Genomic DNA, 23,642 nt, shown 5'->3' on the forward strand with positions numbered 1-23,642 from the left:
ATGGAAACAAACGTGAAGCGTGTGGGGATTGAGAACGGGCGAGCCGCATTTGCGTTTCAAGAAGTGAAACAGGCAAAAGAACGATTGAGAGGAAGCTTCGAAAACTATCGTTCTTACGTCAAAAAAATGCCGTCCTTAATTCAAGTCAACGGTCTCGGACAAGCATTGGCGTTTTGTTTTCAAAAAGGGAAGGAATACAAGGCGATTTATCAATCCCTCGCAAAATGGATGAGGGAACAGTTTCCGGATCAATTTTCATCGGCAAACCAAGAACTCGTCGAGGCTGTCGTCAACTTATCGAGCGCTGATTATCGGTTATGGACGATGGAAGCCATGGCGCTGTTAGATTGGATGCGCAAGTTTGCCGACGGGATGGCGAAAGACGATGCAAAGGCGGCAGAGTAAGGAGGGGAGGGCATGCTTTTTCATCCAAAGGACACCCTAGAAGTCGTGCAAAAGGCCAATAAATCGATCGGGCATTTGGCGTACCATCTCCATTATTTTATTGAGCATCGGTGGAATGACCGTAAAAAAGTGTGGGAGCCTTCGAAACAGTTGAAATCCGCCCCGATTCTCCCCGAGCTGAAAGAGGTTGGCGAGCAGCTGCGGGCGCAGCGAGAACAGGCCATGGTGGAATGGGCGCAAACAGGGGGAGTCAAGAAGCTGAAAGCCCGCCTCTCTGGCCGAATTGTCCACGGACTGGGCGCGGGGCATGTTCGCGAGACGTCATTGACGATCCACCCCGTGTACGGTCTTCCTTACATTCCTGCCTCCAGTTTGAAAGGCCTTGTGCGCCATTGGTTCATCGAGGCGTATTGCGAAGGGGACGAGAAACGGCTCAGCGAGCATGAAGATGGATGTGCGATTTTTGGGATACAAGACCATAAAGGACAGGTGCAGTTTTACGATATCTTTCTCATCGATGGCTTGCGGTTGGAAAAGGATGTGCTCGCTGTACATATGAAGGAGTATTATGAGGGAAAAAACGCTGCGACAGATAATCAAAAACCTGTTCCCGTTTCGTTTTGGACGGTCATGGCTGCAGAGGCAGACATTTATTTAACGGCCCATGGCTTTCGAGACGATGAAAAAACCGCCCGTTTGTTGGAGGCAGCATCGTTATACACAAAACAGGCGTTGATGGAATGGGGGATCGGTTCGAAAACATCGTCAGGCTACGGTCGATTTTCTGAAGTGGACGACGTGACGGAAACCGAATTCCTCCCAATGGTGCAAAAAGAACGCGCCCGTCTTGAGCGTCGAAAAATCGAGCAGGATATGTTGGAGCGAAAGAGACGCGAGGAAGAAGAACGAGCAAGGCTGGCTCTTCTCTCCCCCGAAGAACGGTTGGTGGCCGAAATTGAACGGTTGACTGACAGCGAAACGGATAGGCAGCGAAGCAAGGATAGCCTTTACCAACAAGTGATCGAGCAGCAAAACAAACAAGCCGCCGTTGCGTTGCAGGCGTATTGGAAACGCATCGGAGAATGGGGAAAAGCCGTCAGCAAAAAGCAAAAGCAAAAAATGGACAAACTTCAACAACTGTTGGAGGAAAAGTGAGGGTCTTGCGATTGTCGTCGACCCCCAATCGTGCAAAAATCCCGGGGGATCGACGACAATGTTTTTTGCGCCAAAAATCCTACAGCCATCACGGCCGAACTGTATTGACAGAATTTTTGAAACGTGATATTCTGGAAACAACCCAAAGGGAAAAAGCTTGATTTGATGCGCATGGTTTGGGTTTTTATCGTACCTATGAGGGATTGAAACCTTGGGTATATCCGTTAAGGCTTATAGCATGAAAGAACGGTTTTTATCGTACCTATGAGGGATTGAAACTACAACACGTTTAATATTTTATGGTATTTTTCATGAGCGTTTTTATCGTACCTATGAGGGATTGAAACTTCAGCAAGATGGGATTCGTATGCACCACCGTGTTTGTTTTTATCGTACCTATGAGGGATTGAAACGTTTATGGGTACGCTCAATATATCGAATTATGCGATGGTTTTTATCGTACCTATGAGGGATTGAAACGATGATGATTACGAACGGGCGGAGTATGTATGCAAGTTTTTATCGTACCTATGAGGGATTGAAACCAATTTTTTTAATGGTCTTCATTATTTCACCCCCTTCCAAAGGCGAGCCAAGTTTTTATCGTACCTATGAGGGATTGAAACCATGAGATTGGTCATTTATTTGTTAGACGTTACACGGTTTTTATCGTACCTATGAGGGATTGAAACAGATGCGGTTGGCAATCGAACGGTCATCCAACTCGCGTTTTTATCGTACCTATGAGGGATTGAAACAATAATTCTTGTAATACGTAGATCTACTCGATTGGCGTTTTTATCGTACCTATGAGGGATTGAAACGAAGCGGTGAAATGGTTATTGCGATATGGAGCAGACGTTTTTATCGTACCTATGAGGGATTGAAACCCCGCGTCGTCCACAATTTTCACCACATGTGGTGTCGTTTTTATCGTACCTATGAGGGATTGAAACAAAATTTCCGCTATCCTTTCTTTAAGGAATAGCGCTTGTTTTTATCGTACCTATGAGGGATTGAAACACCTGATAATCGTTAGTTGACGGGTTCATCGCTGCCATCGTTTTTATCGTACCTATGAGGGATTGAAACACGGCAAACCCTAGCGCTCCGCCAATCGCAGTGGCCGCCGTTTTTATCGTACCTATGAGGGATTGAAACGCAGAAAATGCCTTTTTCACTTCCGCCAACACTCTTTGTTTTTATCGTACCTATGAGGGATTAAAACTTATCCAACTCCCCGTCTTCCACACATATCTGAATCGCGTTTTCACCCACGCAATTTGGTGATCTTTTCTCCTCTTGTGCTGTCTTCGCTGGCAATGTGGAGATGACCCACCATCTTCCCTTGATCCTCGCCACGCGCAAAACTTCTTCTTCGTTCTGTTTTTCTCGCGGCAGCTTTGTTCGATGCGCTATACTTGGATAGAAGGAGCAACATTTGTTTGCTTCCGGATGGGCGTTTGTTTTTGCTTTTTCACGATGGGGGCAAGCAAAGGAAAGAAAGGGGAACGGTTATGCGCTGCAAGCTTCGCGATCTCGGTTTTTCCATCGGCACGCTTCCGACAGGGGAGCGCAATCAAATCACCGATGTGCCCGGGGTAAGGGTGGGGCATGTGACGATTCGCGAGGACATCGATGAACGGACGGTGATCCGCACCGGGGTGACGGCGGTGCTGCCGCATGGGGGCAACTGGTTTTTGGAGAAAGTGCCTGCGGCTTGTTTTGTGCTGAATGGGTTTGGGAAAACGGCTGGACTCGTGCAAGTCGAGGAGCTTGGGACGATCGAGTCGCCGATTATGCTGACGAATACGTTCAGCGTCGGGGCGGTTTGGCAAGGGACGCTGGAATATATGTTGGAGGCGACGCCGGAGATTGGGGATGTGACGGGGTCGGTCAACATTGTCGTCGGGGAATGCAATGACAGCTATTTGAATACAGCGCGGGTGATGGCGGTGACGAAGGAGCATGCGAAAGAGGCGATTGCCGCGGCGCGGGTGGAGATGGAAGAAGGGGCGGTTGGCGCGGGTACGGGGATGATGTGTTTCGGGTGGAAAGGAGGCATTGGCAGCTCGTCGCGGATCGCGGGCGGGATGTATACAGTCGGGGCGTTGGTCGTGAGCAACTTTGGACGGCGCGAGGAGCTGCGGTTGGCGCCGTATGTGCCGCCGTCGTTTGATGAGCGGGACGTGCCGCCTGGGTCGATTATGATGATCGTGGCGACTGATGCGCCGCTTGATGCGCGGCAGTTGAAGCGGCTGGCGCGGCGGGCGGCGGTGGGGCTCGGGCGGACGGGAAGCTGCGTCCATCACGGGAGCGGCGACATTGTCATTGCGTTTTCCAATGCTTATACCATTCCCCATTTTTCGGATTCTGCTCTTCAACCGTTCCCTCCGCTCGTCCGTGATGACGCGCCGCTTATGAATGAGCTGTTCCAGGCGGCGATTGAGGCGACCGAGGAAGCGATTTGGAATTCGCTCACGACGGCCGAGACGACGACCGGGCGCAACGGGCGGGTTGGGGAGGCGATTCCGTATTCGCTGCTTCGACGGATGGGAGAATGATCGAAAACGGCCTGAAAGGGATTCCTCTCAGGTCGTTTATTTATGATCTTGGCCGCGCTGTCAGTGCCGGATGTGAAGGCGGTGCGCCCAGGCGGCGATTTTTTCTTTCATGTCTTCACGCCATGCGCGGTCGTGGGTGGTGGATCCGACCAAAGCCCCTGTGGCGATGAGGAGCAGCCCTGACAAGGCGAAAATGGCCGAAATGGATGCGAATCCTGCGATGGCTCCCGCTGCCGTCGGACCAGCGAGGTTGCCGAGAAAGCGGGAGCTGGCTGTGACGCCGAACACGCGGCCTTGGATGCGGCGCGGGCATTGCGCGTTGATCAGCGCTTGAAGGGCAGGCCATACCCCGCCGACGACAAGCCCTTGCAAGAAGCGCCAGACGTACAATTCATAAAGATGGTCCGTCCATACTTGCGGCAAGGCGAACAGGCCGGAGAGCAGAAGCAACATCGGCAGTGTTTTCTCCTGCCCGATCCGGTCGCCGAGCTTGCCTAAATACGGCGCGCCGATGATCGTGGCGATGCCGGTGATCGAGGAGGCGAGCCCTGATAGAAATGCGAGATTGCGAGAATCGCCGACGAGCGACTGGACGAAAATCGTCATCATCGAGTTGACGCCAAGAACGGCGATTTGCACGAGAAAGGTGGCGACAAACAAGATGACGAGCGGCCGATGGGCGAATACTTCTTTGAAACTGGCATGGCGCTCTTGCGTCTGCGGCGCGACGGGGTCTTTGTCGAGCCAAAAGACGACAGGAAGCAATGTCGCCAAAATGCAAAACCCGGTCACGAGAAACACCGGGCGGAAGCCGAACAGGTCGGATAAGGCGCCGCCGATGAGCGGCCCGATGATGTTGCCGGCGATGCTTCCCGTCTGCAGCGTCCCGAGCGCCTCGCCGCTATGGTCTTTTGGCACGACGCGCGCCAAGTACGAAAACGAGACGGTGATGAATCCCGAGAAAAAGCCGACCAAAAAGCGAAGAACAAGCAGCGCCATCGGCGAATGGGCGAACGCCATGCAGCTGGTGATCAGCCCCATGCCAATCCCTGCACGGATGAGGTTGGCGCGCTGGCCGTACTTGTCGGCGAACATGCCCCAAATCGGCGCCATGATGGCCGCCGACAAAAACGTCGCCGAAAAGACAAGACCGGTCCAGACGCTCAACGAATGGTGCTCGGTGACGCCCATTTCCCACAACAGCAGCGACAAAAACGGAATGACCATCGTCATTCCCGCCGACACCATGAAATTGCACAGCCAAAGGATGCGGACGCTTCGTTTCCAGTTCAAGGCAGGTCATCTCCTGTATTCTTTCGTCTCTCTAATTAATTTTAGCACGATGGAAAAACAAAGGAAACGATTTTGCTTATCAATGGGGCAAGACCATGGCATCGGGCATCGTTCAGGCTTGTCGCGGGCTGCATGTGCTTTTGGCCGCCGCTTGTCCAAGGGAGCGAAACAAACGAATCCCCCTTGCCAACTCGCCAAGGGGGGTGATCTATGTCAAAAGGGGGGAGGGGAAAATTAGGCGTTATGCGCTTGGGCGTCTTTCCATTTCGCCAGTTCACGTTCCACTTCTTCGTCAAACGGCACAGGGGACAACACGGCGTTCGTTCCGAATCGGGCGGCTGCCGCTTCGGCTTCTAACGCGATGACGCGCTCTTCCATGCGGGCGAATCCGCGCAGCGCCTCGTCGGCGGAAAAGGAGGCGAGCGCCGAGTCGATTTGCTTCAACGCTTGCGCGGCGTTAACGCGGGTAGCGAGCTCCAGCTGCTTAGCTGCGAGCTCGTCGTACCGCTCGCGCAGTTGGTTTAGACGGTTGGCGACTTCGGCTGTTTTCGCTTTGATGGCGTCGTATTGTTGTTTGTACGCCTCCAGCTTTTTCTCATACAACAGCTTGTCGCGCAAGGCGAGTTTGGCGACGGCTTCTTCGTTGCGCTCGAGCGCCAGTTTCGCTTGGCGGCTCCGTTTTTCAATCGTCGCCTCCGCTTGGGCGATGAGCGTCTCATAGCGCCGCTCGGCGACCCATTGCTGGGCGAGCGCTTGGCGCCCTCGTTCTAGCTGTTCTTCAAGTTCGCGCAAATATTGTTTCGTCATGGCGACAGGGTCTTCCCAGCGGTCGATTTGTTCGTTCACTTCAGCGAGAACGATCGTCTTCATTCGGCGAAAAATGCCCATTTGTTTGTGCCTCCTTTTGAATCGTTTTTTCCCATTCATCGAGCCAATCGGCGGAAACGGATGGCGCCGCTGGCATCAACACCTCAACAGCAGATGGTTTGCGCCCTTGACGCCGCCCCGAGGCGTACACCACGGCCAGTGCAAGCAAAATCAACACCCATTTCGGCAGCAACGCCGCAATTCCGAGCGCGACGAGCACCCAGCCGATCCATCGCTTCGACCGCGCCGCGGCGAGCCATACGGCCCCGGCGGCGGCAAGCAAAAGAGGGATGAGCCACTTTAGGAACAACATCGGCATCATCCAGCCTCCACGCTGCTCCATGATGAACTCCCGATGGGGATGACCGAATCCGCCCGGCATGCCGTCAAACGGAGCGCCCGGCCGCCCGTGCGCCATCACTTCATGCGGAGCGAGAATGTGAAACAGGCTGACCCCTGCAAGGGCAACAAGGGCGAGCAGAAACACCGCTCGAGCTTTCTTCAATCTCGTCACCTCCTTTTGTGTGGTGGACTGGCTTACGGTTTGTATTGTAGAAGGGGAAGGAGAAAATTAGGTGAAAAGCGAATGTTTTTTGAAGGGGTTTTGAGCATATCATCCATTAGGTGGGGAGCTGCGAGATGAACGGTGATGTTCGCATGACAGGTGGGGGAGGAAGGAAAGACGTGGTTCGGTCGTATGGGGTTGATGTGGGCGGCGCTTTGTTGGTGTTGTGGTTTTCCTTTTTGTTTCCGACGTTTTATGTTGGATATTATGCGTACGGCTCGTTTTTGGGGTTTGCCATCGGTTCGTTGATCGTCGGCCTGGCGAGAATTCGATGGCATCCGCAGGCGCGGTTCGGCGGTACTCTGATCGGTTCGTTCCTCATCATCGCGGTGTCTGTCCTCATCATCCGCCTGTTTCCCATCGAAATCCGCGATGTCGGAGACTTGGTCATGCCCTATGTCAATGCCGTGGTGAATGCGTTGATTTATTTTCTGGTGCTGAACGCCCTCCACTTGTGGCATCGCCTGGCAACGGGAAACGTTTCGTTTTGGAACAAACGGTGAAGCCGCGCATGCGGCCGTCGCAAGCAAAAGGCGCCCCAGTCTGTCTGGAGCGCCTTTTGCTTCAAAAGTCTGCTCGCCATGTTTTAACGCCTAATACAGTGAATACATGAACCCTAAGTTGATCGGTTTTCGATAATACATATCTGACCCGAATGAGTAGCCGTACGTGAACCCAGCCTCTTTAAGAGCTGAAATGGAAAATGATCCTGTTATACGATCGCTAGTCTTCACTTCAATTGTTGCACTTCCTGATGTCTGCACTTTTGTAGTAGGAAAAGATCCGGTCATATATAGATGCAATTTGAAGATTTACCATTTGCAGCTTTTATCGACTGTCAGGCGACCGAACAACGCCGCTTCCAGACCCATGTATGGGTCTGGAAGCAGGTGGTTGTTCGGTCTTCCGTCACGCCTTGGCGTGACGGGGCAAGCCATAGGCTTGCCTTCGACAGTCGAAAATGGACAAACCGCTTTTCCGTCAAGGATATGTTAAACTTCTTCGTTGCATCTATGTAGAAACGGTGTTTGCTACGTCACGAGTCAAATACCATTTCAATCGGAAGGAAACAGAAATCATTCGAGCGGCAAGTAGAATGGATAATTTTTTCCAAAATCTATGAAATTCGAGACAAGAGAAAAGTAAATAGAATAATCGAAATTATGAAATTCGCAGAATGGTCAAAAACAGCCAAAGTCGATGAAGGTCAACCCGACTATCGTTTTTGGCTCGAACATCCAAAAACGAAGGACAGGCTATTCCATTACAACATTTGGTTTAAGAAGAATAACACAATGATCTTCGATAAAAAAACAGGAAAATATGGGGTCCTTCCTTCAAAATATGAAACTGAATTGAAGCGTTTGCTCAGTGAGTAGGGCAACGTTTCAAGGAGATTGTTTGAACGTCAATTCACGTTTTGCTTCGTAACAAAGTAAACACAAAGAAAAATCCTCTTAATTTTCATTGAGAAGGTGCGAAAGGTGATGGAGAACGTGAAAAAACGGTTCTCCATCATTGTCCCTTGCATCAGAGAGAAATCATGAAAGAATGATAACGATGGCAAGGGTCGATAGAAAAAAACAAGCTTCTGAAGCAATTACGCTTCAGAAGCTTGTTCGACGACTGTTGCAAATTGGCGGCGATGTTGGATAGTCAAATAAACGAGTGTTCCCATCATCATGGCAACAACAAATAGAAGCAGCTTGCCGATGTTTTCCCACATAAACGAGAAATCACCGCTTGAGATGACCGCTTTCAATCCGAAAACCGAATACGTCATCGGAAGCCATGCGTTAAAGTGTTGCAACGAGCGTGGAATCAGTTCGAGCGGGAATGTTCCCGCGCTTGTTGTCAATTGCAAAATCAGCACGACAATCGCGATAAATCTTCCTGGATCGCCGAACACGGTAACAAGAAATTGAATGACAGATAAAAATGTGATGCTAGTGACAATGCTAAACACGATAAAGAGCGGGACGCTTTTTACGTGTAAATCGAGTCCAACCAGCAACACGACATCCGCCAGCAGTGCTTGCAAAATCCCAACGCCGATCAAGACGCCGAATTTAGCCAAAAACCAATGCAATGGCGAACGTGGAACCCCTGCTGGTTCGCGAAGCGGAAAGACGATGGAAAGCAACAGCGCACCCACAAACAATCCGAGTGACAAGAAGTACGGCGTAAACCCTGTTCCGTAGTTCGGCACTTTATTGATTTCTTCCTTGTGGAGATTCACTGGTTGGGCAAACATGTCGTAGACAGCCTCATTGGCCTTGACATCGCTTGCTTGTTCGGCTCCTTCTTTCAACTTATTCGCCAATTCTTTTGAGCCGTCTGTCAGTTGGTTGACACCATCTTGCAAATGTTTTGTCCCGTTCGTTAATTCCTTCGTTCCATCCGCTACTTGTTGTGAACCGTTTGCCAACCGACGCGTGCCATCTTGAAGCTGATCTGCTCCTTGAGCCAATGTTTGCAGGCCTGAAGAAAGTGTTCCACTGCCATGGGCAAGCTGGCTTGCTCCTTGTGCAGCTTCTTGCATTTTTTCATACATTGTGTTCATGCCGCTGACGAGTTGTTCTTGGCCATTCGCCAGTGCGTCTGCTCCATTGACAAGTTGTTGTTGACCGGCAAGCAGTTTGTCGATTCCGCGATCGAGAGCGATATGCCCTTCGTGCAGCTGTCGGGCTCCTTCGTGCAAAGAAGAGGCTCCAGAGTGCAACGATTGGGCGCCGCTATTTAACTGTGCAAGGCCGTTTTTGACTTGTTGGCTTCCTGATGATAGCTTCATGATCTGCTGTTTTAATTGTTCGTATACGGCTCTCTGTTGCGCTTGGGGAGTTGCCTTGATGAGCGCATCCAACTGTGTGTCCAACTGCTCAAGACCGTTTGCGACTTGTGCTGCTCCTGTTTGAACTTGTGCGGCTCCTTCCTGCCACTGAGCCAGTGAAGCTGTGAGCTTTGCCGCTCCATCGCTCAATTGTTCAGATCCTTGTAAAAGTTGCGGAATGCGGGCGTCGAGCGCTTGCATCCCCTCATATACGCGTCTTGTCCCTGAAGCAAGATTCGCTGTTCCTTGTTGAGCCTGCTTGGCTCCGGAGAGGAGTTTCTCTTGCCCAGCGGTCATTTGTTTCATCCCGTTGTAAAGCGTTTCGATTCCGGTTTGAACTTGCAATGAGCCACTGGCAGCTTGGTGCAGTCCGTCAGTAAAGCTCACGGATTTTTCCGCGAGTGTCGCTAAATGGTGATATAACGTTTCACTTCCGTCTTGTGCTTTTTTCATGCCATCATACAGTCGGTTTGTTCCGTTTTGTGCTTGGCTGAGTCCGTCATGCAGTTGTGCGGCTCCGTCGCTCGCTTTTGTCAATCCGTCAGCGACGGTTTGAATCGTATCAAACATGCTTTCGGCATATGTTTCTGTTATGGCGTTCGCTACTTCGTTTTTTATTTTTTCAACTGCAGTTTGACCGATTTGTGCCGATAGAAAGTTAAATCCCTCATTCGGTTTGTAAATGAGCTCCAGTTTTTTCGGATGATCGTCTTGCAGCGTTGTCGCATTCCGGGAAAAATCGTCAGGGATTTGAATGAGCATATAATATTTTTGTTCTTTTAACCCTTTTTCCCCTTCATGTTCGGTTACAAAATGCCAGTCAAACTGTTTGTTCTCTTTTAACTTCTCGACGAGATCTTTTCCAAGATGAATCTCCTTTCCGTCGAGCATTGCCCCTTTGTCTTGGTTGACTACAGCGACGGGAAGTTCATCCAAATGATTGTATGGATCCCAAAATGCCCATAGAAACATGCCGCTGTATAGAAGAGGGATGAATAATACAGCTATGACAGGAATCAGTACTTTGCGGTTGGTCAGAATGGCCTTCCATTCTTTCAACCATAATTGAAATGCGTGCATGCCCGAACCTCCTTTGTTTATAATTATGACTGATTTGTCCATTTAGTCATTTTTAGCCCAAAAAGTGAAGGATTATCATGGAGACAATCCTTTCAGCAAATACAGATCAAACAGTTCGGCAATGGTTTGTTGAGACAATGGTTCGTGCTCTTTTTCCCATTCAATGCTTAGTGCGATGTACATTTTAAACATGAAAAATGCCGTCAACTCAGGATCGCAAGGGCGAATTTCTCCTTTTGCCATCGCTTCTTCAATTTTTTCGCGAATATAGGCAATCATTTCGCGATCAAGGCGTTTCATCACCTCTCGTACAGCTGCGGTGCCAATATCGCGAACTTCCTGCAAAAGTTTGATGGTTAATTCATGTTCCTGGCGGAACGTAAAAATACGTTGCAAGGCGCGTTGGACGTTTTCGCTGAACGGCAAACGATCATCCATAGCCGCATCCGCTTCATGCTTAATTTCGGATATAACAGAGGAAACGATATGGTCAAGCAGCTCTTCTTTGCTTTTGAAAAATGTATAAATCGTTCCTTTCCCGACATTAGCCATCTTCGCTACTTGATCCATTGTCGTTGCTTTGTAGCCGAACAGCGAAAATGATTGAGTGGCGGCATGGATAATTTGCTGTCTTTTATCCGACATGGGCATTCATCCTTTGTTTTTGACTAAATGGACGATTTGGTCATTTCGTTTCAAATCATAACATGAATACGTTCGATTTGCAACAGCAATAAAGTATTTATGTTTCGTTTTTCTCACTCAACGGCGCGTTCTATCGGGGAAGGAAGCCTTCGCCTTACTGTTTTGCCCCCTGGATTTAGCGAGGAAGACGAACAAGAAATTCGGTTCCTTTCCCGATTTGACTATGGACGTGGATCGCGCCGCCGTGGGCGTCGACGATCCATTTGGCGATCGACAGCCCGAGGCCGTGGCCGCCGTGTTGGCGAGAGCGCGCTTTGTCGACGCGGTAAAAGCGGTCGAAAATGCGGCCGATGTCTTCCGGCGGAATGCCGATGCCGGTGTCTTTGACGGAAAGGATGAACTGCTTTGGCTCGGTGCGGATCGACAGCGTCACCTCGCCGCCTTCGGGGGTGTATTTGATCGCGTTGTCGAGCAAAATGTACAACAGCTGCGTCAATTTGTCCGGGTCAGCGGTGACGAGCGCTTGCTCGGGAGCGTGAAAATGCATCGTAATCTGTTTTTTCGCCGCCAGTTCCGACATGAGCTGGAACGTGCGCTCGGCGTGCGGGCGGAAATCGAACGTTTGTTTTGAAAGCTCCAGCGCGGCGTGTTTCGCATCCGCGCGGGCGAGCGTCAACAAGTCGTTCATCAGTTTCGTGATTCGCTTCAATTCGTCACGCAGGCGGTCGAGCAGGCGGCGGGCAAAGTCGTTTTTCATCACATCCTCCTCAAGCGAAAGCGCCTCGACGGACGAGAAGACGACGCTGAGCGGCGTCCGCAGCTCATGAGAGGCGTCGGCGACGAACTGGCGCTGCCGCTCGTACGCCTCTTCAATCGGTGCGAGCGCGCGCTTGGACATAAAGAAGCTGAGCGCCACGCCGACGGCAAGAAACAAAACGGCCAAGCCGATGAGCACAATGAGCAGCCAATGGAACACCCCGAAAAACGACGTGACATCCATGCCGATATACAGCATGCCCACGAAATCGCCGTGGATGACGAGCGGACGGGCGGCGGCGAGCACGCGCCAGTCGCGGGCCGCTTCGCGCGCGAGGCCGGGCATATGTTCCGGCAAAGAGACGCTCATGTAGACGGGAGCGCGCTCATTTGCCTTGAGATGGGACAAGGCGTTTAAAAAATACGGGCGCAGGCGCGGGTGGACTTCATCCCCGGCGAGCAGGCCCCCGTCCGGGCCGATGACGTAAAAAAAGAGTTGGTCTTCGCTTAACAAAATGACATTTTCATCATCAAACAAGTCGAAATTGCTTTGCTTGAGCAGCACTTGTTCGATCGTATTCGCCTCTTGCTCGGCGAGGCGGCTGATGCGCCGCTCTTGGTCAGAGGTGGCGATCCAGTAAAACAAGGCCGCGGCGATCATGACAAACAAGGCGAGAAACAACGTGAAAATGCCGCTGTAGAGCGCTGTGAGCCGCCAATGGGCGCGGCGGAACAAGTCGGCGCTTCCTAGGCGGCGCAGCCAGTCGCGCCATTCATTCCATCGATTTCTCAATTTTATATCCCACCCCGCGCACTGTTTGAATGACATCGTCTTTCAACTTTTTGCGCAATAGTTTGATCGTCGCATCGATCGTTTTCATCGACACATCGGCGTCCCACCCCCAGACGCGGTCCAAAATCGTCTCGCGCGGCACGACTTGCCCTTGGTTTTGCACGAGCAGGTCAAGGAGCTGAAACTCGCGCGGGGTGAGGAAAATCTCTTCATCGCCGCGATGGAGCGTATGGCTTGTCCGGTTTAAGGTGAAGCCGTGAAACGCCACTTTTTCCTCTTGAAGCGGGACGAACGTCCGCCGTGCGAGCGCCTTGAGCCGCGCGACGAGCTCGTCGATTTCAAACGGTTTGACCAAGTAATCGTCCGCTCCCGCCTCAAGCCCGGTGACGCGGTCGTGGACGGCGTCTTTCGCCGTCAACATCAAAATCGCGCCTGTGTAGCCGTTTTGCCTCAACCGTCGACAAATGTCCACCCCATCGCCGTTTGGAAGCATCCAATCGAGCACGACGACATCGTAAAACTCCGCCATGGCGTAATCGTACGCATCTTCCCCTTCCTGCACCCAATCGATATGGTCGATCCCTTTCTTTTTCAATAAATGAACGATCAGCTCCCCTAGGTGAAGATCGTCCTCGGCCAGCAAAATTTTCATCGCCATTCCTCCCGTTCTGTCTCTCTTCCTTCTTAATCATATCAAATCGTTCGTGAAAAAACGGTGAAAACGCAGCCCATTCGCCGCGCAGAAGGCTGTTCTCTCAAAAAGAATTTTCACCATTTTTTCACCTTCCTTGGCTATCATGATGGACGAAGAGGAAAAGGAGGCAAACGGCGATGAGGAAAATGAGGAATTTGCATCTTTGGATTGGGCTGATCAGTTCGATCTTTTTGCTTGTTGAGGCGGTGACGGGGCTCCTTCTATCCGAGCCGTGGCTGATCGGCCAGGCGGAGCGCGGCGAGATGCACCGCGCCGCGCAGGAAAGAATGAACGCGTTCGGGGCGGGGCAGACGTCGGGGACGGGAGCGTCCACGGCCCCGATGACTCCGCGTGCCGAGGAAGGGGGATCGTCGCTGATGATGTTCGTCCGCCAGCTGCACGAAGGGAGAATCGGTTCGCTTGACATCCGCTGGGCGGTTGATGTCGCGGCGGTGGCGATGATCATTTTGACCGCGACGGGGATTTTCCTGTCGATCCGCACGCTCGCAGCGGGACGGAGGCGGAAGCAGAAGCGGATGACGCCAGCGCCGGAGACGACATAACGTACGCAGGAAGGGATGAAACGATGCATCGGAACAATCGGAGGAAACAGTGCCGCTGGTCCTCCCTTTATGCGAGACCGATCGATGTCGGTGGCATCGTCGTATTTCGCCCGCCATTTCACTGCTTGGCGGCCATTCGCACAAAAATGTCGTATATGCGATTAGGGATCACGAAGGAGGAGATGAGCCATGGACATGATGCCATTTGAACCAACCCCAACGCCAGAACCGAAACGCCGCGGCCGCTTTGTATCGTGGCTCGCCGCTTCCGTCGCAGGGGCGGTGATTGGGAGCGCGGCGACGTGGTATGTGGCGCCGAAATGGATGCATGAAGAAACGAATTCCCAAACGGAAACAGCGGAAACGACCGCAAAAAGCGAGGCGCTGCCATTGCAGCCGACGGCGAACGTCAACACGAATATGATTGACGCTATTAACAAAGTCGCCGATGCGGTCGTCGGGGTCGTCAACATTCAGAAGCAAGTGGACTTTTTCTCTGATCAAGCGCAAGATACCGAAGCGGGAACGGGGTCGGGCGTCATCTTTAAAAAAGACGGCAATGCGGCCTACATTGTGACGAACAACCATGTCATTGAAGGGGCGAACAAAGTCGAAGTGGCGCTCGCGAACGGCAAGAAAGTGAACGCCGACATCGTCGGCGCGGATGCACTCACCGACCTCGCCGTCTTGAAAATCCCTGCTGAAGGGGTGACGAAAGTGGCGAGCTTCGGCGACTCGTCGAAGGTGAAAATCGGCGAGCCTGTCGCGGCGATCGGCAACCCGCTCGGCCTTGATTTGTCGCGGACGGTGACGGAAGGGATCGTCAGCGGCAAACGGACGATGCCCGTCTCAACGTCAGCGGGCGATTGGGAAATCGACGTCATCCAAACGGACGCCGCGATCAACCCGGGCAACAGCGGCGGGGCGCTCATCAACAGCGCGGGGCAAGTGATCGGCATCAACAGCATGAAAATCGCGGAAACGGGCGTCGAAGGGCTCGGCTTTGCCATCCCGAGCGAAAACGTCAAACCGATCGTCGAGCAGCTGATGAAAGATGGGAAAATCAAACGCCCGTACCTTGGCGTCCAGCTTGTCGATGTGGCGGATTTGTCCGATGACGTCCGCACGAATGAATTGAAATTGCCGGCGAACATCACAAGCGGGGCGGCCGTCACATCCGTCGAACCGTTCTCCCCAGCCGCCGAGGCCGGATTGAAATCGAAAGACGTCATCACGGCGATCAACGGGGAGAAAATCGACAGCGTCAGCGCCTTGCGCAAATATTTGTATACGAAAACATCGGTGGGCGATCGCATCAAACTGACGATTTATCGCGACGGGTTTGAGACGACCGTATCCGTCACCTTAAAAGCGAGAGAAAGCAGCCAGTCGTAAGAAGACATCGCCTCTTTTCAGCCGAAGCGGCTGGAAAGAGGCGATGTTCATTTTCGTGTGCGGCGCTTGCTCATGATGCTGGAGTATAAAGCGAAATGAGACGGCTGTACGTTGATTCCGTGTCGTCAGCACTTTTTGTATCGAGTCTGCTCATATTGCGAGAGCTGGCAGGACGACGTGCAGCCGTTGCATGTCCGAGAGTGGGTGCGCCCTCAATACAGGGGGCCCCATGATCCGAATCATCACTTCGCTCGGAATGATGTTGGAGGAAGGGCTTCGTTTGCTGTTGTCACAAGGACCGAATTCCTTGGCTAGAATAGGCGTGCCTACTACGAGCCACAAGGACCGTTCGTGCCTCATATGTACAACAGCGAAGTCTCACGAAGGGATCTCAGTTGTCCATGGAGATGAGTAAGTTTGCTCACCTACGGTTTCAATTGGGCAACGACTCTCGGAAGCGGCTGCACCACCATAATTTGATTTTCCTGATGCTCCATTCGGTTTCTGTTGTTTGAAGCGCATGAACACGCCAATACATGGGCGGATGGGACATAAACTGGAATTCCAAAAATCTAAAAAACCAAGAATCTCTTTCTAAGGAAGAGATTTTTTTGTCCTTTTTATTTGCTTCTTGCTCGTTTTTAAAATCAATGTGGTATCCTACAGACTTTTCCAATGCTCGATCTTGATATTCACACAGGATCGTCAAACTGTTAGCCATTTGAGCATTCCCACCGTCCAACAGCGTTGCTCCTAAATGATCTGCCCGGACTTCCATCCACTGTGTGAATAGAGATTGGAAAGCAGGAAGCAGAAAAATCAAGAGCCATAGGCCGAGAAAAACAAAGATTTGATTATGTTCTAGCCAATTTGGAAAGGCTTCATGGATAAGGAAAACACCAGCAAAAACTAACCCGATCAACGCAAATCGCAATAACTGTCCCATCAAGACATCTCGCTTTTTCACATGAATCGCCTCATGAGCCAAAATGCCTTCAATGGCTTCATGGGGAAGTTTCAGCGTTTCTGAAGTTAACGCTACCAATGATCGACCAATATTCGCACCTATCGCAAAACCGTTATATTCGGCCGATTCCGTAACATAAATATCAACATGAGAAAGGCCGGCACGTGAAAAGACTTTCTCGATGATGGGCAGCAAATCGGGATCGTCTATTTTCCTCATATCTAAAGCGATTTTCAATACGCGATCCGAAATCCATAGATTGAATATCCAAAATAGTATAATAACAGCGGTTGTTGCGATCGGCCCGATCCCCAGCAAAGTAAACAGTGTGAGAAGGGCTGCATAAGCTCCCACCCCTTTCACCGTTGCTGCAAAATACCATTTTCCTAAAAGTCGTTTCCAATTTTTCGGATGATAAAAAGGCTTTACTTCGAACTCTTCCATTTTATGTATTTCTCCTTTAAGGAGAAAATCCATCGATTCTAATGGATCAGGGGTGAGATAAACTTTTTCACCGGAAAAAGATAACTTCCACGTTTTCCCCATGCTGGTCGTATAGTCCATATTAGGAGAGAACAAAGAAAAAAGCTGGAATAGTTGCAACACATCCGGCCTTGTCTGAACGCTTACTTCTGAAAGTTCCTTCAATGGATATTTTTTGGTTTCAAACAAAGATACAGCATATAATGCTTCTTCGTGTTCTGCGTAAAAAAGGCGGAGAGAGCGAAGCAGTCCCACTCTTTTTGTCAGCCCAACAAAAAGAGAGATGAAGCTATATAAAAGGATGAACGTAATCGCGGAATTCGGCCCGAAAAGGAAATAAAGAACAGCAATGACGATGAAAAATCCGGAAAATAACAAATCCGCTAATAGGCGCTCTTTATTTTTAGACAAGACTATTTCTCTCGCACCTTGTTCTTTTAGTTGATCGATGATCTCTTTCAATTGGGTTTTGCTTCTTTCCGGTACCGGAGAGCTAAAAAAGCTAAATCCAAATATAAAAAAAATGGGCACCGTTTTTATAAACCCTTGATCTAAGAACACATAGACGATCCATCCGATTCCGAGTATCGCAGTGAGGATATGTACATATAAAGAAGGACACCATTTTTTAAAAAAGTATGCCAAGAAACCGAGAAAAAAGCCGACTGCAGCAGTCCAAATCGATATAGTCACATCTGGCATCTGTTGCTCCCCCTGTCTAGTTGAAAAAGTGCAAGAAAACCCCTAGTCATTATTTATCACTTAAGTAAATCCACTAACACCCATTGGTAACGAAATTCGTCCATTCTACATGTAGGTGGTTGACAATGGCATGTTGTTGAACGTTCATGAACGTTTTTCTCCAATATTGGTTCTTTTTTCAATTGACATTATAGCAGGGACAGGTTCGTTTTGTATATCTTTTTCTTTTTTCACTCCACTGCGCTTGTTGGGGAACATGAATATGACCTACAATATTTTCCTCACATGTAACGGATAACGATCATTCATGTAGGAGAGGAACCGTATGATTAAGAGACCCGTTTTTGTATGACTCATGTTGTTGTCTTCCGCATGATTCGTGATTTACGCTTACGAAAGCGAGCGGTCAGTGTCCTGGTATGTTCGTTGCATGAATGGATCAGCAGATTGTTGCTGATGTTTTGACCATTCATTGTATATACATGCTCATTGAAAAGTTAACCTTCGCATAAGCGGTGCCCACTCCGGTTATACTGCTCCTAATGAAAAACATGGAAAAGGAGCGGAATTCTGCATGAAACGTCTCAAAATCACCAACGATCACGGATGGACACCTCGGACACTTCGCAAACAGGAACGGAAAATCAAAAACACCCTTCTTCGCCAACGGGTGATGGCCGTTCGCCTCGTCATGGAAGGCTATTCGGGCAAAGAAGCGGCCTCCATGGTCAACGTGTGCCGACAAACCGTTTCCCATTATGTGTCGCTGTTCAACGAAGGCGGCCTTGAACTCCTGCTTCATCGGGATTTCGCCCCCGGGCGGGAGCCGTTTCTCACCGAAGAACAGCAGGAAAAGATCAAACAGCTTGTATTGACCACCACTCCCGCCGAACTGGGCTGGGACGTCGCCTCGGCGTGGAACACCAAACTCCTGCAATCCTATGTCGCAAAGCAATTCGGTGTTTCCATTTCCCGCGAAGCGCTGCGAAAACTCCTGCACCGCAAAGGGCTGTCGTGGACACGACCGACGTACACACTGGCGAAAGGGAACCCGGATGAGCAAAAGCAATTGGAAAAGCAAATGGATCTGATCAAAAAACTTGATCACCAAGGACACAGAAGATGCCGTTCTTCTGTACATCGATGAAACCCATATCCGCTCTTACCATGTCTTGCGGTCCACATGGTCAGAAGTCGGCCGCCAAAAACAAGTGCCGACGTTCGGCCATCATGCCCACGTATCGCGGTTTGGCGCGGTCAACATCCACGATGGCGAAACGGTGCTTCATCAAACGACTGCCGTGCCAATGCCGCGACGTTCTTGAATTTCTTGAGAATGCTCAAAGAGCGCTATCCAGACCGTCTCATCGTCTTGGTGTTGGATAACGCCCGCATTCAGCTTGTGGAAATGGCTGAAAGACACCGTGATCGCCAATGTGTTTCACAAACATCGAAACGATATCGTCCAGGCCATTGCTCGGTTTGCGGACGACATCCACGAACGTCCGCAGGAAGTGCTGCAACGCTTAGGGTGTGCAGGATGACTGAGAAGTTAACTCTTCATGTTGCATGTATATAGAATTAGGTATTGATTCTCAAGTGCTAAACATAACAAAAGCGAACTGACTGCAGCTGAGCGGGCATGATCCCAAAAATGGAGGAGATCCCGTTCTAAGAGTTACGTCCTTCTGTGTTCCCACACTCTTTCCCGCAACTTGAAAACACAATTCATTATGAAGGGGAGCTTTGTGGGTGCAGGCCAAATGTGTGTTGAACTTGAGCAGCCGCTCCCTCACAGAGGAAGGGAACATCGTTCTAACAGGAAGGAACTCTTTTGGTTCTCATCGAATATGGCCATTATGACGGATGAAAAGGGATTTGAAATGGGCCCGAGTGCGCCGCTATGGATGTCCGTGTTGTACTACATTATGTGCATGGCCACCTTGATTGTCGGTGTGGCGATGCTAGTGAAAGGAACGGTTCGCCGCTTGTATTCGCTCGTTGCGGTGATCGCAGTGCCGCTCTTTTTTCTGAACAATTTTCACACGATCGCCAGGGTCGGCGTCGATCCGTTCGCCTACTGGCAGCAATCCCTCATCGAAGGGCAATGGTGGGCGTGGCTGTCGCTTGTGCTGTTTCTGTACATGATCGGGTACTGGGTGCTGCTCGTTCGCGGCATTCGTGGGCGGCGCGCCGCATCCATCAAAGGGGGAAAGGGAGATGGAATTCCGCGATTATGAAGAGTTTTGGCCATTTTATTTGACTCAGCACCGCAAACGGGCGACAAGGCGCTGGCATTTTGTCGGAACGAGCTTCGTGTTTTTGTTTGTGATCATTGCGATCGTGACGAGGAATGCGTGGTGGCTGCTCGGCGCTCCAGTGGCCGCCTATGCGCTCGCCTGGTTCAGCCACTTTTTCATTGAAGGAAACAAGCCCGCCACCTTCGGCCATCCGTTTTGGTCGCTTCGGGCCGATTTTCGCATGTACGGGCTCATGCTTACGGGGCAGCTTGGGCGGGAGTTGGAGCGGCTGGGGATTTCAGAGGAATAAAGCGAAGAACGATGAAAAGACCTTCTCCCTGAAGATGTTCCAAAGTTTGGAGAAATGGGGGGCGGCAACCCGAATGATTCAGGGAGAAGGGGTTTGCCTTCTCATGGCTTCAATTGTTCAATCGTTTCCAGCGGCAGTCCGGTCAGTTCATGGATCGTGTCAGCATCAAATCCTTTTGCCAACATTCGTTTCGCAACATCTAGCTTTGCTTTCTCCATTCCTTTCTCTATTCCTTTTTCCATTCCTTTTTCCATGCCTTTCTGTTCGTATGACACGATGAGTTCCATGACTTTGGCAGCCTCCTTTTCCTCCACGGTCTTCACCTCATTTCGCAGTCGGACTTCTTCTTCCTCCGATAACCGCAAATACGTTTCGAAAAAGCCGAACAACAGACGCTGTCTCGCCTCATCGAGCTCGAGGCGGGCGAGCATGCGCAAAAATTCCTTTTTCACTTCCACCTTCTCCTCCTCATTATACCCCATTTTGCTTAACAGGGCGGCAGCGACCGGGTTGTCATGGCGGATGTATGTGCGCCATGGGAGTTTGGACAATTCCACCGTCAAAAAACGGAAATCGAGAACGGTCAAAAACGGAAACGAAACGGTGAATGAAGATGGTTCATCGCGGATGGCATCATAGCTGAAGATGGCGATCGGAAGAATGCGGCGGCGGTGTTTTTGAAACAAGCGGCTGAAATAAATGAACATTCGCTCTGAAAACGAGGATTGGATGTAGCTTTGATGGATGATCAGTCCATCTTCTCCTCTCAGCTTCGTCTCGACCAATAAATCGACTCGATGTTTTTCACCCGCGGTGACATCGGTCAGCACTTCTTCTGATAAAAAGGAAGGGGAGTGAAAGTCAATCTGTTCGTGTACGTGAGGAAAGAAGAGGAGAACAAATTCTTCAAAAAAGGTGCTCAACAACTCTTTAAACAGCCGATCGTGGTCAATGCGCGTTTCTGACATGGTCTTCCTCCCGATATGTTTTTAGATTCGCATAGCTTGATTCGCCTTGCACTATGCAAAATCCTGCCGGTCTCCCTGCATTTTTTCTGCTGTTAGAAGAAGGAAATCAGGGAGGATTGTCGAATTTTGATGACATTGGAAAAATGATGAAACCAACGGCTGCCCTCGCCGTATGTATAAGCGAAGGGGAAAGGAGGGAGGGGAGTTGTTCAGCCATTCGCCTGAAGTTGTGTACGGATGGGTGCTTGTCGTCAGTGCGTTGTTGACGGTTTTGTATTTTTTCTTCAGCGATGTGCTTGACGGTTTGTTCGATGTGGCTGATCATCCGCTGTTCAGTCCGCAGCTAGTTTTATCGTTTTTCATTGTTGGCAGCGCGGTCGGATTGCTGGCGGAATGGTACACAGACTGGGCATCGAGCTTGGTTCTGTGGCTTGCCATCGGCGTGGCGCTTGTTGCTGTGTTGCTGTTGCACTTTTTCGTTTTTTTGCCGCTCCGTTCGGCTGAGGCGTCACTTGGGTATACGGACGCCGATTTGGAGGGAGCGCTCGCCAAAGTGATCATCCCGGTGCCGCCTGATGGATTTGGAGAAATTCTCATCTCCCGCAAAAGCGGGGCGGTGGCGAAACCAGCGAAAAGCCTCCATCGCGAGGAAATCGCTGCGGGGGAAGAAGTCGTCATCGTGCAAATGGAAAACGGCATCGCTGTAGTGGCGAAGCGCGATCCGTATCATGTTTTGATTTAAACAGAGAAAGGGGAAAAAGTGATGACTATTGCGCCATGGCTTGTCGTGATCGGCGTCGTCGTCTTGCTTCTTGTCGGACTTATTGCCATTTTTATCGCCCGCTACCGCACCGTCGGGCCGGACGAGGCGCTCATTGTGACGGGCAGCTACTTAGGAAGCAAAAACGTTCATGTCGATGAGTCGGGAAACAAAATCAAAATCGTCCGCGGCGGTGGCACGTTTGTTGTGCCGATTTTCCAACAGGCCGAGCCGCTGAGCCTATTGTCGATCAAGCTTGACGTGCAAACGCCCGAGGTGTACACCGAACAAGGCGTGCCCGTGATGGCGGACGGGGTGGCGATCATTAAAGTCGGCAGCTCAATCGGCGAAATCGCGACCGCGGCCGAGCAGTTTTTAGGCAAAACGCGTCAAGATATGGAAAACGAAGCGAAAGAAGTGCTCGAAGGCCATCTCCGTTCCATTCTCGGGTCAATGACTGTTGAAGAAATTTACAAAAACCGCGACAAGTTTTCGCAAGAAGTGCAGCGCGTTGCGTCGCAAGATTTGGCGAAAATGGGGCTCGTCATCGTCTCGTTTACGATCAAAGACGTGCGCGACAAAAACGGCTACCTTGATGCACTCGGGAAACCGCGCATCGCCCAAGTGAAGCGCGACGCCGACATCGCAACAGCCGAGGCGGAAAAAGAGACGCGCATCAAGCGCGCCGAAGCGGACAAGGAAGCGCGCAAAGCCGAGCTCGAGCGGCTGACGGAAATCGCCGAAGCGGAGAAAATCAACCAACTGAAGCTCGCCGAGTTCCGCCGCGAACAAGACATCGCCAAAGCGCGCGCCGACCAGGCGTATCATTTGGAGGAAGCGAAGGCGAAACAAGAAGTGATGGCCCAACAAATGCAAATCAAAATCATCGAGCGGCAAAAACAAATCGAGCTCGAAGAAAAAGAAATTTTGCGCCGCGAGCGCCAATACGACTCGGAAGTGAAGAAAAAAGCCGATGCCGAGCGCTATGCGATCGAACAAAAAGCGGCGGCGGAAAAGGCGAAACAAATCGCCGAAGCCGATGCGCAAAAGTACCGCGTCGAAACGCTGGCGAAAGCGGAAGCGGAGCGCGTCCGACTCGACGGGTTGGCAAAAGCCGAGGCGGAGAAAGCGAAAGGGGAAGCGGAAGCGGAAATCATCCGACTGAAAGGCCTCGCCGAAGCGGAAGCGAAACAAAAGATCGCCGAAGCGTTCGAGCGCTATGGCCAGGCTGCGGTGCTCGACATGATCATCAAGATGCTTCCGGAGTATGCGAAACAAGTGGCGAGCCCGCTTGCGAACATCGAGAAGCTGACGATCGTCGACACCGGCTCAGGAGCGGGAGGCGGCGCCAACCGCGTCACGGGCTATGCGACGAACTTAATGGCGAGCTTGCAGGAGACGTTGAAAGCGTCAACGGGCATCGATGTGAAGCAGTTGCTTGAGAACATCGCCCAAGGGGGCGCACCCGCCCATGCCCAGCCGCTCGGTGCGCCAGCATCGTCCCAAGAGGCGAAGACAACAGAATGATGCCTATCCTCCCACAGCGCCCTTCGCTTGAACCCGAGGGCGCTGTTTCTCGCCGCCTTGTTCACGACATTCGTCGGAGT

Annotated in this window: 22 protein-coding genes and 1 CRISPR repeat array; of the genes, 13 read left to right on the plus strand and 9 right to left on the minus strand. The window is 51.0% G+C overall.

Going from position 1 to position 23,642, the window contains the following annotated elements; translation table 11 throughout:
- The 3 genes from cmr5 (at position 1) to QWV57_RS01855 (ending at position 4,124) form a co-directional block, all read left to right on the plus strand.
- Positions 1-405: a type III-B CRISPR module-associated protein Cmr5 gene (gene cmr5 / locus QWV57_RS01845; RefSeq protein WP_025039256.1), complete on the plus strand. Its 405-nt coding sequence runs from the start codon at positions 1-3 to the stop codon at positions 403-405.
- A gap of 12 nt (positions 406-417) precedes the next feature.
- Positions 418-1,560: a type III-B CRISPR module RAMP protein Cmr6 gene (gene cmr6, locus QWV57_RS01850; protein ID WP_301100211.1), complete on the plus strand. Its 1,143-nt coding sequence runs from the start codon at positions 418-420 to the stop codon at positions 1,558-1,560.
- A 180-nt stretch (positions 1,561-1,740) separates the two neighbouring features.
- A CRISPR array of direct repeats spans positions 1,741-2,788; the repeat unit is 30 nt; unit sequence GTTTTTATCGTACCTATGAGGGATTGAAAC.
- A gap of 289 nt (positions 2,789-3,077) precedes the next feature.
- Positions 3,078-4,124, plus strand: coding sequence for a DmpA family aminopeptidase (locus QWV57_RS01855; RefSeq protein WP_033005207.1), 1,047 nt, complete (start codon positions 3,078-3,080; stop codon positions 4,122-4,124).
- 60 nt (positions 4,125-4,184) lie between these two features.
- Here the strand turns inward: QWV57_RS01855 and QWV57_RS01860 are convergent, their stop codons facing one another.
- The 3 genes from QWV57_RS01860 to QWV57_RS01870 form a co-directional block, all read right to left on the minus strand.
- Positions 4,185-5,417, minus strand: coding sequence for an MFS transporter (locus QWV57_RS01860; protein ID WP_060788656.1), 1,233 nt, complete (start codon positions 5,415-5,417; stop codon positions 4,185-4,187).
- A gap of 234 nt (positions 5,418-5,651) precedes the next feature.
- A complete protein-coding gene (locus QWV57_RS01865) occupies positions 5,652-6,305 on the minus strand; it encodes a PspA/IM30 family protein (protein WP_081132787.1) in 654 nt (217 codons plus the stop codon).
- Entirely contained in the window at positions 6,265-6,789 is a 525-nt protein-coding gene (locus tag QWV57_RS01870) for a hypothetical protein (protein ID WP_129447001.1), read from the minus strand. Before QWV57_RS01870 ends, QWV57_RS01865 begins: the two co-directional genes overlap by 41 nt.
- A gap of 179 nt (positions 6,790-6,968) precedes the next feature.
- On the opposite strand from QWV57_RS01870, the gene QWV57_RS01875 reads away from it, so the two are divergent.
- The gene (locus QWV57_RS01875) at positions 6,969-7,352 is read left to right on the plus strand and encodes a hypothetical protein (RefSeq protein WP_129447002.1); all 384 of its coding nucleotides are present in this window, start codon (positions 6,969-6,971) and stop codon (positions 7,350-7,352) included.
- A 660-nt stretch (positions 7,353-8,012) separates the two neighbouring features.
- Positions 8,013-8,228, plus strand: a complete 216-nt coding sequence (locus tag QWV57_RS18030) for a hypothetical protein (protein ID WP_483299730.1) — start codon at positions 8,013-8,015, stop codon at positions 8,226-8,228.
- A 221-nt stretch (positions 8,229-8,449) separates the two neighbouring features.
- Here the strand turns inward: QWV57_RS18030 and QWV57_RS01880 are convergent, their stop codons facing one another.
- From QWV57_RS01880 to QWV57_RS01895, 4 genes are all read right to left on the minus strand, one after another.
- A complete protein-coding gene (locus tag QWV57_RS01880; protein ID WP_301100212.1) occupies positions 8,450-10,759 on the minus strand; it encodes a YhgE/Pip domain-containing protein in 2,310 nt (769 codons plus the stop codon).
- A 75-nt stretch (positions 10,760-10,834) separates the two neighbouring features.
- Positions 10,835-11,404, minus strand: a complete 570-nt coding sequence (locus QWV57_RS01885; RefSeq protein WP_301100213.1) for a TetR/AcrR family transcriptional regulator — start codon at positions 11,402-11,404, stop codon at positions 10,835-10,837.
- A gap of 175 nt (positions 11,405-11,579) precedes the next feature.
- Complete coding sequence (locus QWV57_RS01890; RefSeq protein ID WP_435817512.1) at positions 11,580-12,989, minus strand: sensor histidine kinase; 1,410 nt, start codon at positions 12,987-12,989, stop codon at positions 11,580-11,582.
- Positions 12,934-13,605 carry a response regulator transcription factor gene (locus QWV57_RS01895; RefSeq protein ID WP_033005208.1) on the minus strand — a complete coding sequence of 224 codons (672 nt, stop codon included), beginning with the start codon at positions 13,603-13,605 and terminating at the stop codon, positions 12,934-12,936. The genes QWV57_RS01890 and QWV57_RS01895 overlap by 56 nt, the downstream gene beginning before the upstream one ends.
- 179 nt (positions 13,606-13,784) lie before the next feature.
- Between QWV57_RS01895 and QWV57_RS01900 the strand changes: the two genes are divergently transcribed.
- The 3 genes from QWV57_RS01900 to QWV57_RS01910 are packed head-to-tail and all read left to right on the plus strand — an operon-like array spanning position 13,785 to position 15,605.
- Positions 13,785-14,210, plus strand: a complete 426-nt coding sequence (locus QWV57_RS01900; protein WP_020754554.1) for a PepSY-associated TM helix domain-containing protein — start codon at positions 13,785-13,787, stop codon at positions 14,208-14,210.
- 23 nt (positions 14,211-14,233) lie between these two features.
- Positions 14,234-14,419, plus strand: coding sequence for a hypothetical protein (locus tag QWV57_RS01905; RefSeq protein WP_081212707.1), 186 nt, complete (start codon positions 14,234-14,236; stop codon positions 14,417-14,419).
- A complete protein-coding gene (locus tag QWV57_RS01910) occupies positions 14,400-15,605 on the plus strand; it encodes a S1C family serine protease (RefSeq protein WP_301100215.1) in 1,206 nt (401 codons plus the stop codon). The genes QWV57_RS01905 and QWV57_RS01910 overlap by 20 nt, the downstream gene beginning before the upstream one ends.
- Positions 15,606-16,038: 433 nt before the next feature.
- Here QWV57_RS01910 and QWV57_RS01915 read toward each other — a convergent pair whose 3' ends face one another.
- Positions 16,039-17,757 carry a M56 family metallopeptidase gene (locus QWV57_RS01915; RefSeq protein ID WP_042382517.1) on the minus strand — a complete coding sequence of 573 codons (1,719 nt, stop codon included), beginning with the start codon at positions 17,755-17,757 and terminating at the stop codon, positions 16,039-16,041.
- Positions 17,758-18,331: 574 nt separating this feature from the next.
- Here QWV57_RS01915 and QWV57_RS01920 point away from each other — a divergent pair.
- From QWV57_RS01920 to QWV57_RS01930, 3 genes are all read left to right on the plus strand, one after another.
- Complete coding sequence (locus QWV57_RS01920) at positions 18,332-18,904, plus strand: IS630 family transposase (protein ID WP_015373864.1); 573 nt, start codon at positions 18,332-18,334, stop codon at positions 18,902-18,904.
- A gap of 736 nt (positions 18,905-19,640) precedes the next feature.
- On the plus strand, positions 19,641-19,997 hold the full coding sequence (locus QWV57_RS01925; protein ID WP_225995674.1) for a hypothetical protein: 357 nt from the start codon (positions 19,641-19,643) through the stop codon (positions 19,995-19,997).
- On the plus strand, positions 19,978-20,307 hold the full coding sequence (locus tag QWV57_RS01930; protein WP_050368152.1) for an Mpo1-like protein: 330 nt from the start codon (positions 19,978-19,980) through the stop codon (positions 20,305-20,307). Before QWV57_RS01925 ends, QWV57_RS01930 begins: the two co-directional genes overlap by 20 nt.
- A 101-nt stretch (positions 20,308-20,408) precedes the next feature.
- Here QWV57_RS01930 and QWV57_RS01935 read toward each other — a convergent pair whose 3' ends face one another.
- The gene (locus QWV57_RS01935; RefSeq protein ID WP_301100216.1) at positions 20,409-21,275 is read right to left on the minus strand and encodes an Rpn/YhgA-type helix-turn-helix domain-containing protein; all 867 of its coding nucleotides are present in this window, start codon (positions 21,273-21,275) and stop codon (positions 20,409-20,411) included.
- A gap of 205 nt (positions 21,276-21,480) precedes the next feature.
- Here QWV57_RS01935 and QWV57_RS01940 point away from each other — a divergent pair, with 205 nt between their 5' ends.
- Both QWV57_RS01940 and floT read left to right on the plus strand, forming a co-directional pair.
- Positions 21,481-22,017: an NfeD family protein gene (locus QWV57_RS01940; protein WP_100664449.1), complete on the plus strand. Its 537-nt coding sequence runs from the start codon at positions 21,481-21,483 to the stop codon at positions 22,015-22,017.
- Between the two features lie 21 nt (positions 22,018-22,038).
- On the plus strand, positions 22,039-23,562 hold the full coding sequence (gene floT / locus QWV57_RS01945) for a flotillin lipid rafts scaffold protein FloT (RefSeq protein WP_055359157.1): 1,524 nt from the start codon (positions 22,039-22,041) through the stop codon (positions 23,560-23,562).
- Positions 23,563-23,642 lie beyond the last annotated feature (80 nt).

The sequence above is a fragment of the Geobacillus zalihae genome (genome assembly GCF_030414215.1).
In the GTDB taxonomy this organism is placed as follows: Bacteria; Bacillota; Bacilli; order Bacillales; family Anoxybacillaceae; genus Geobacillus; species Geobacillus zalihae.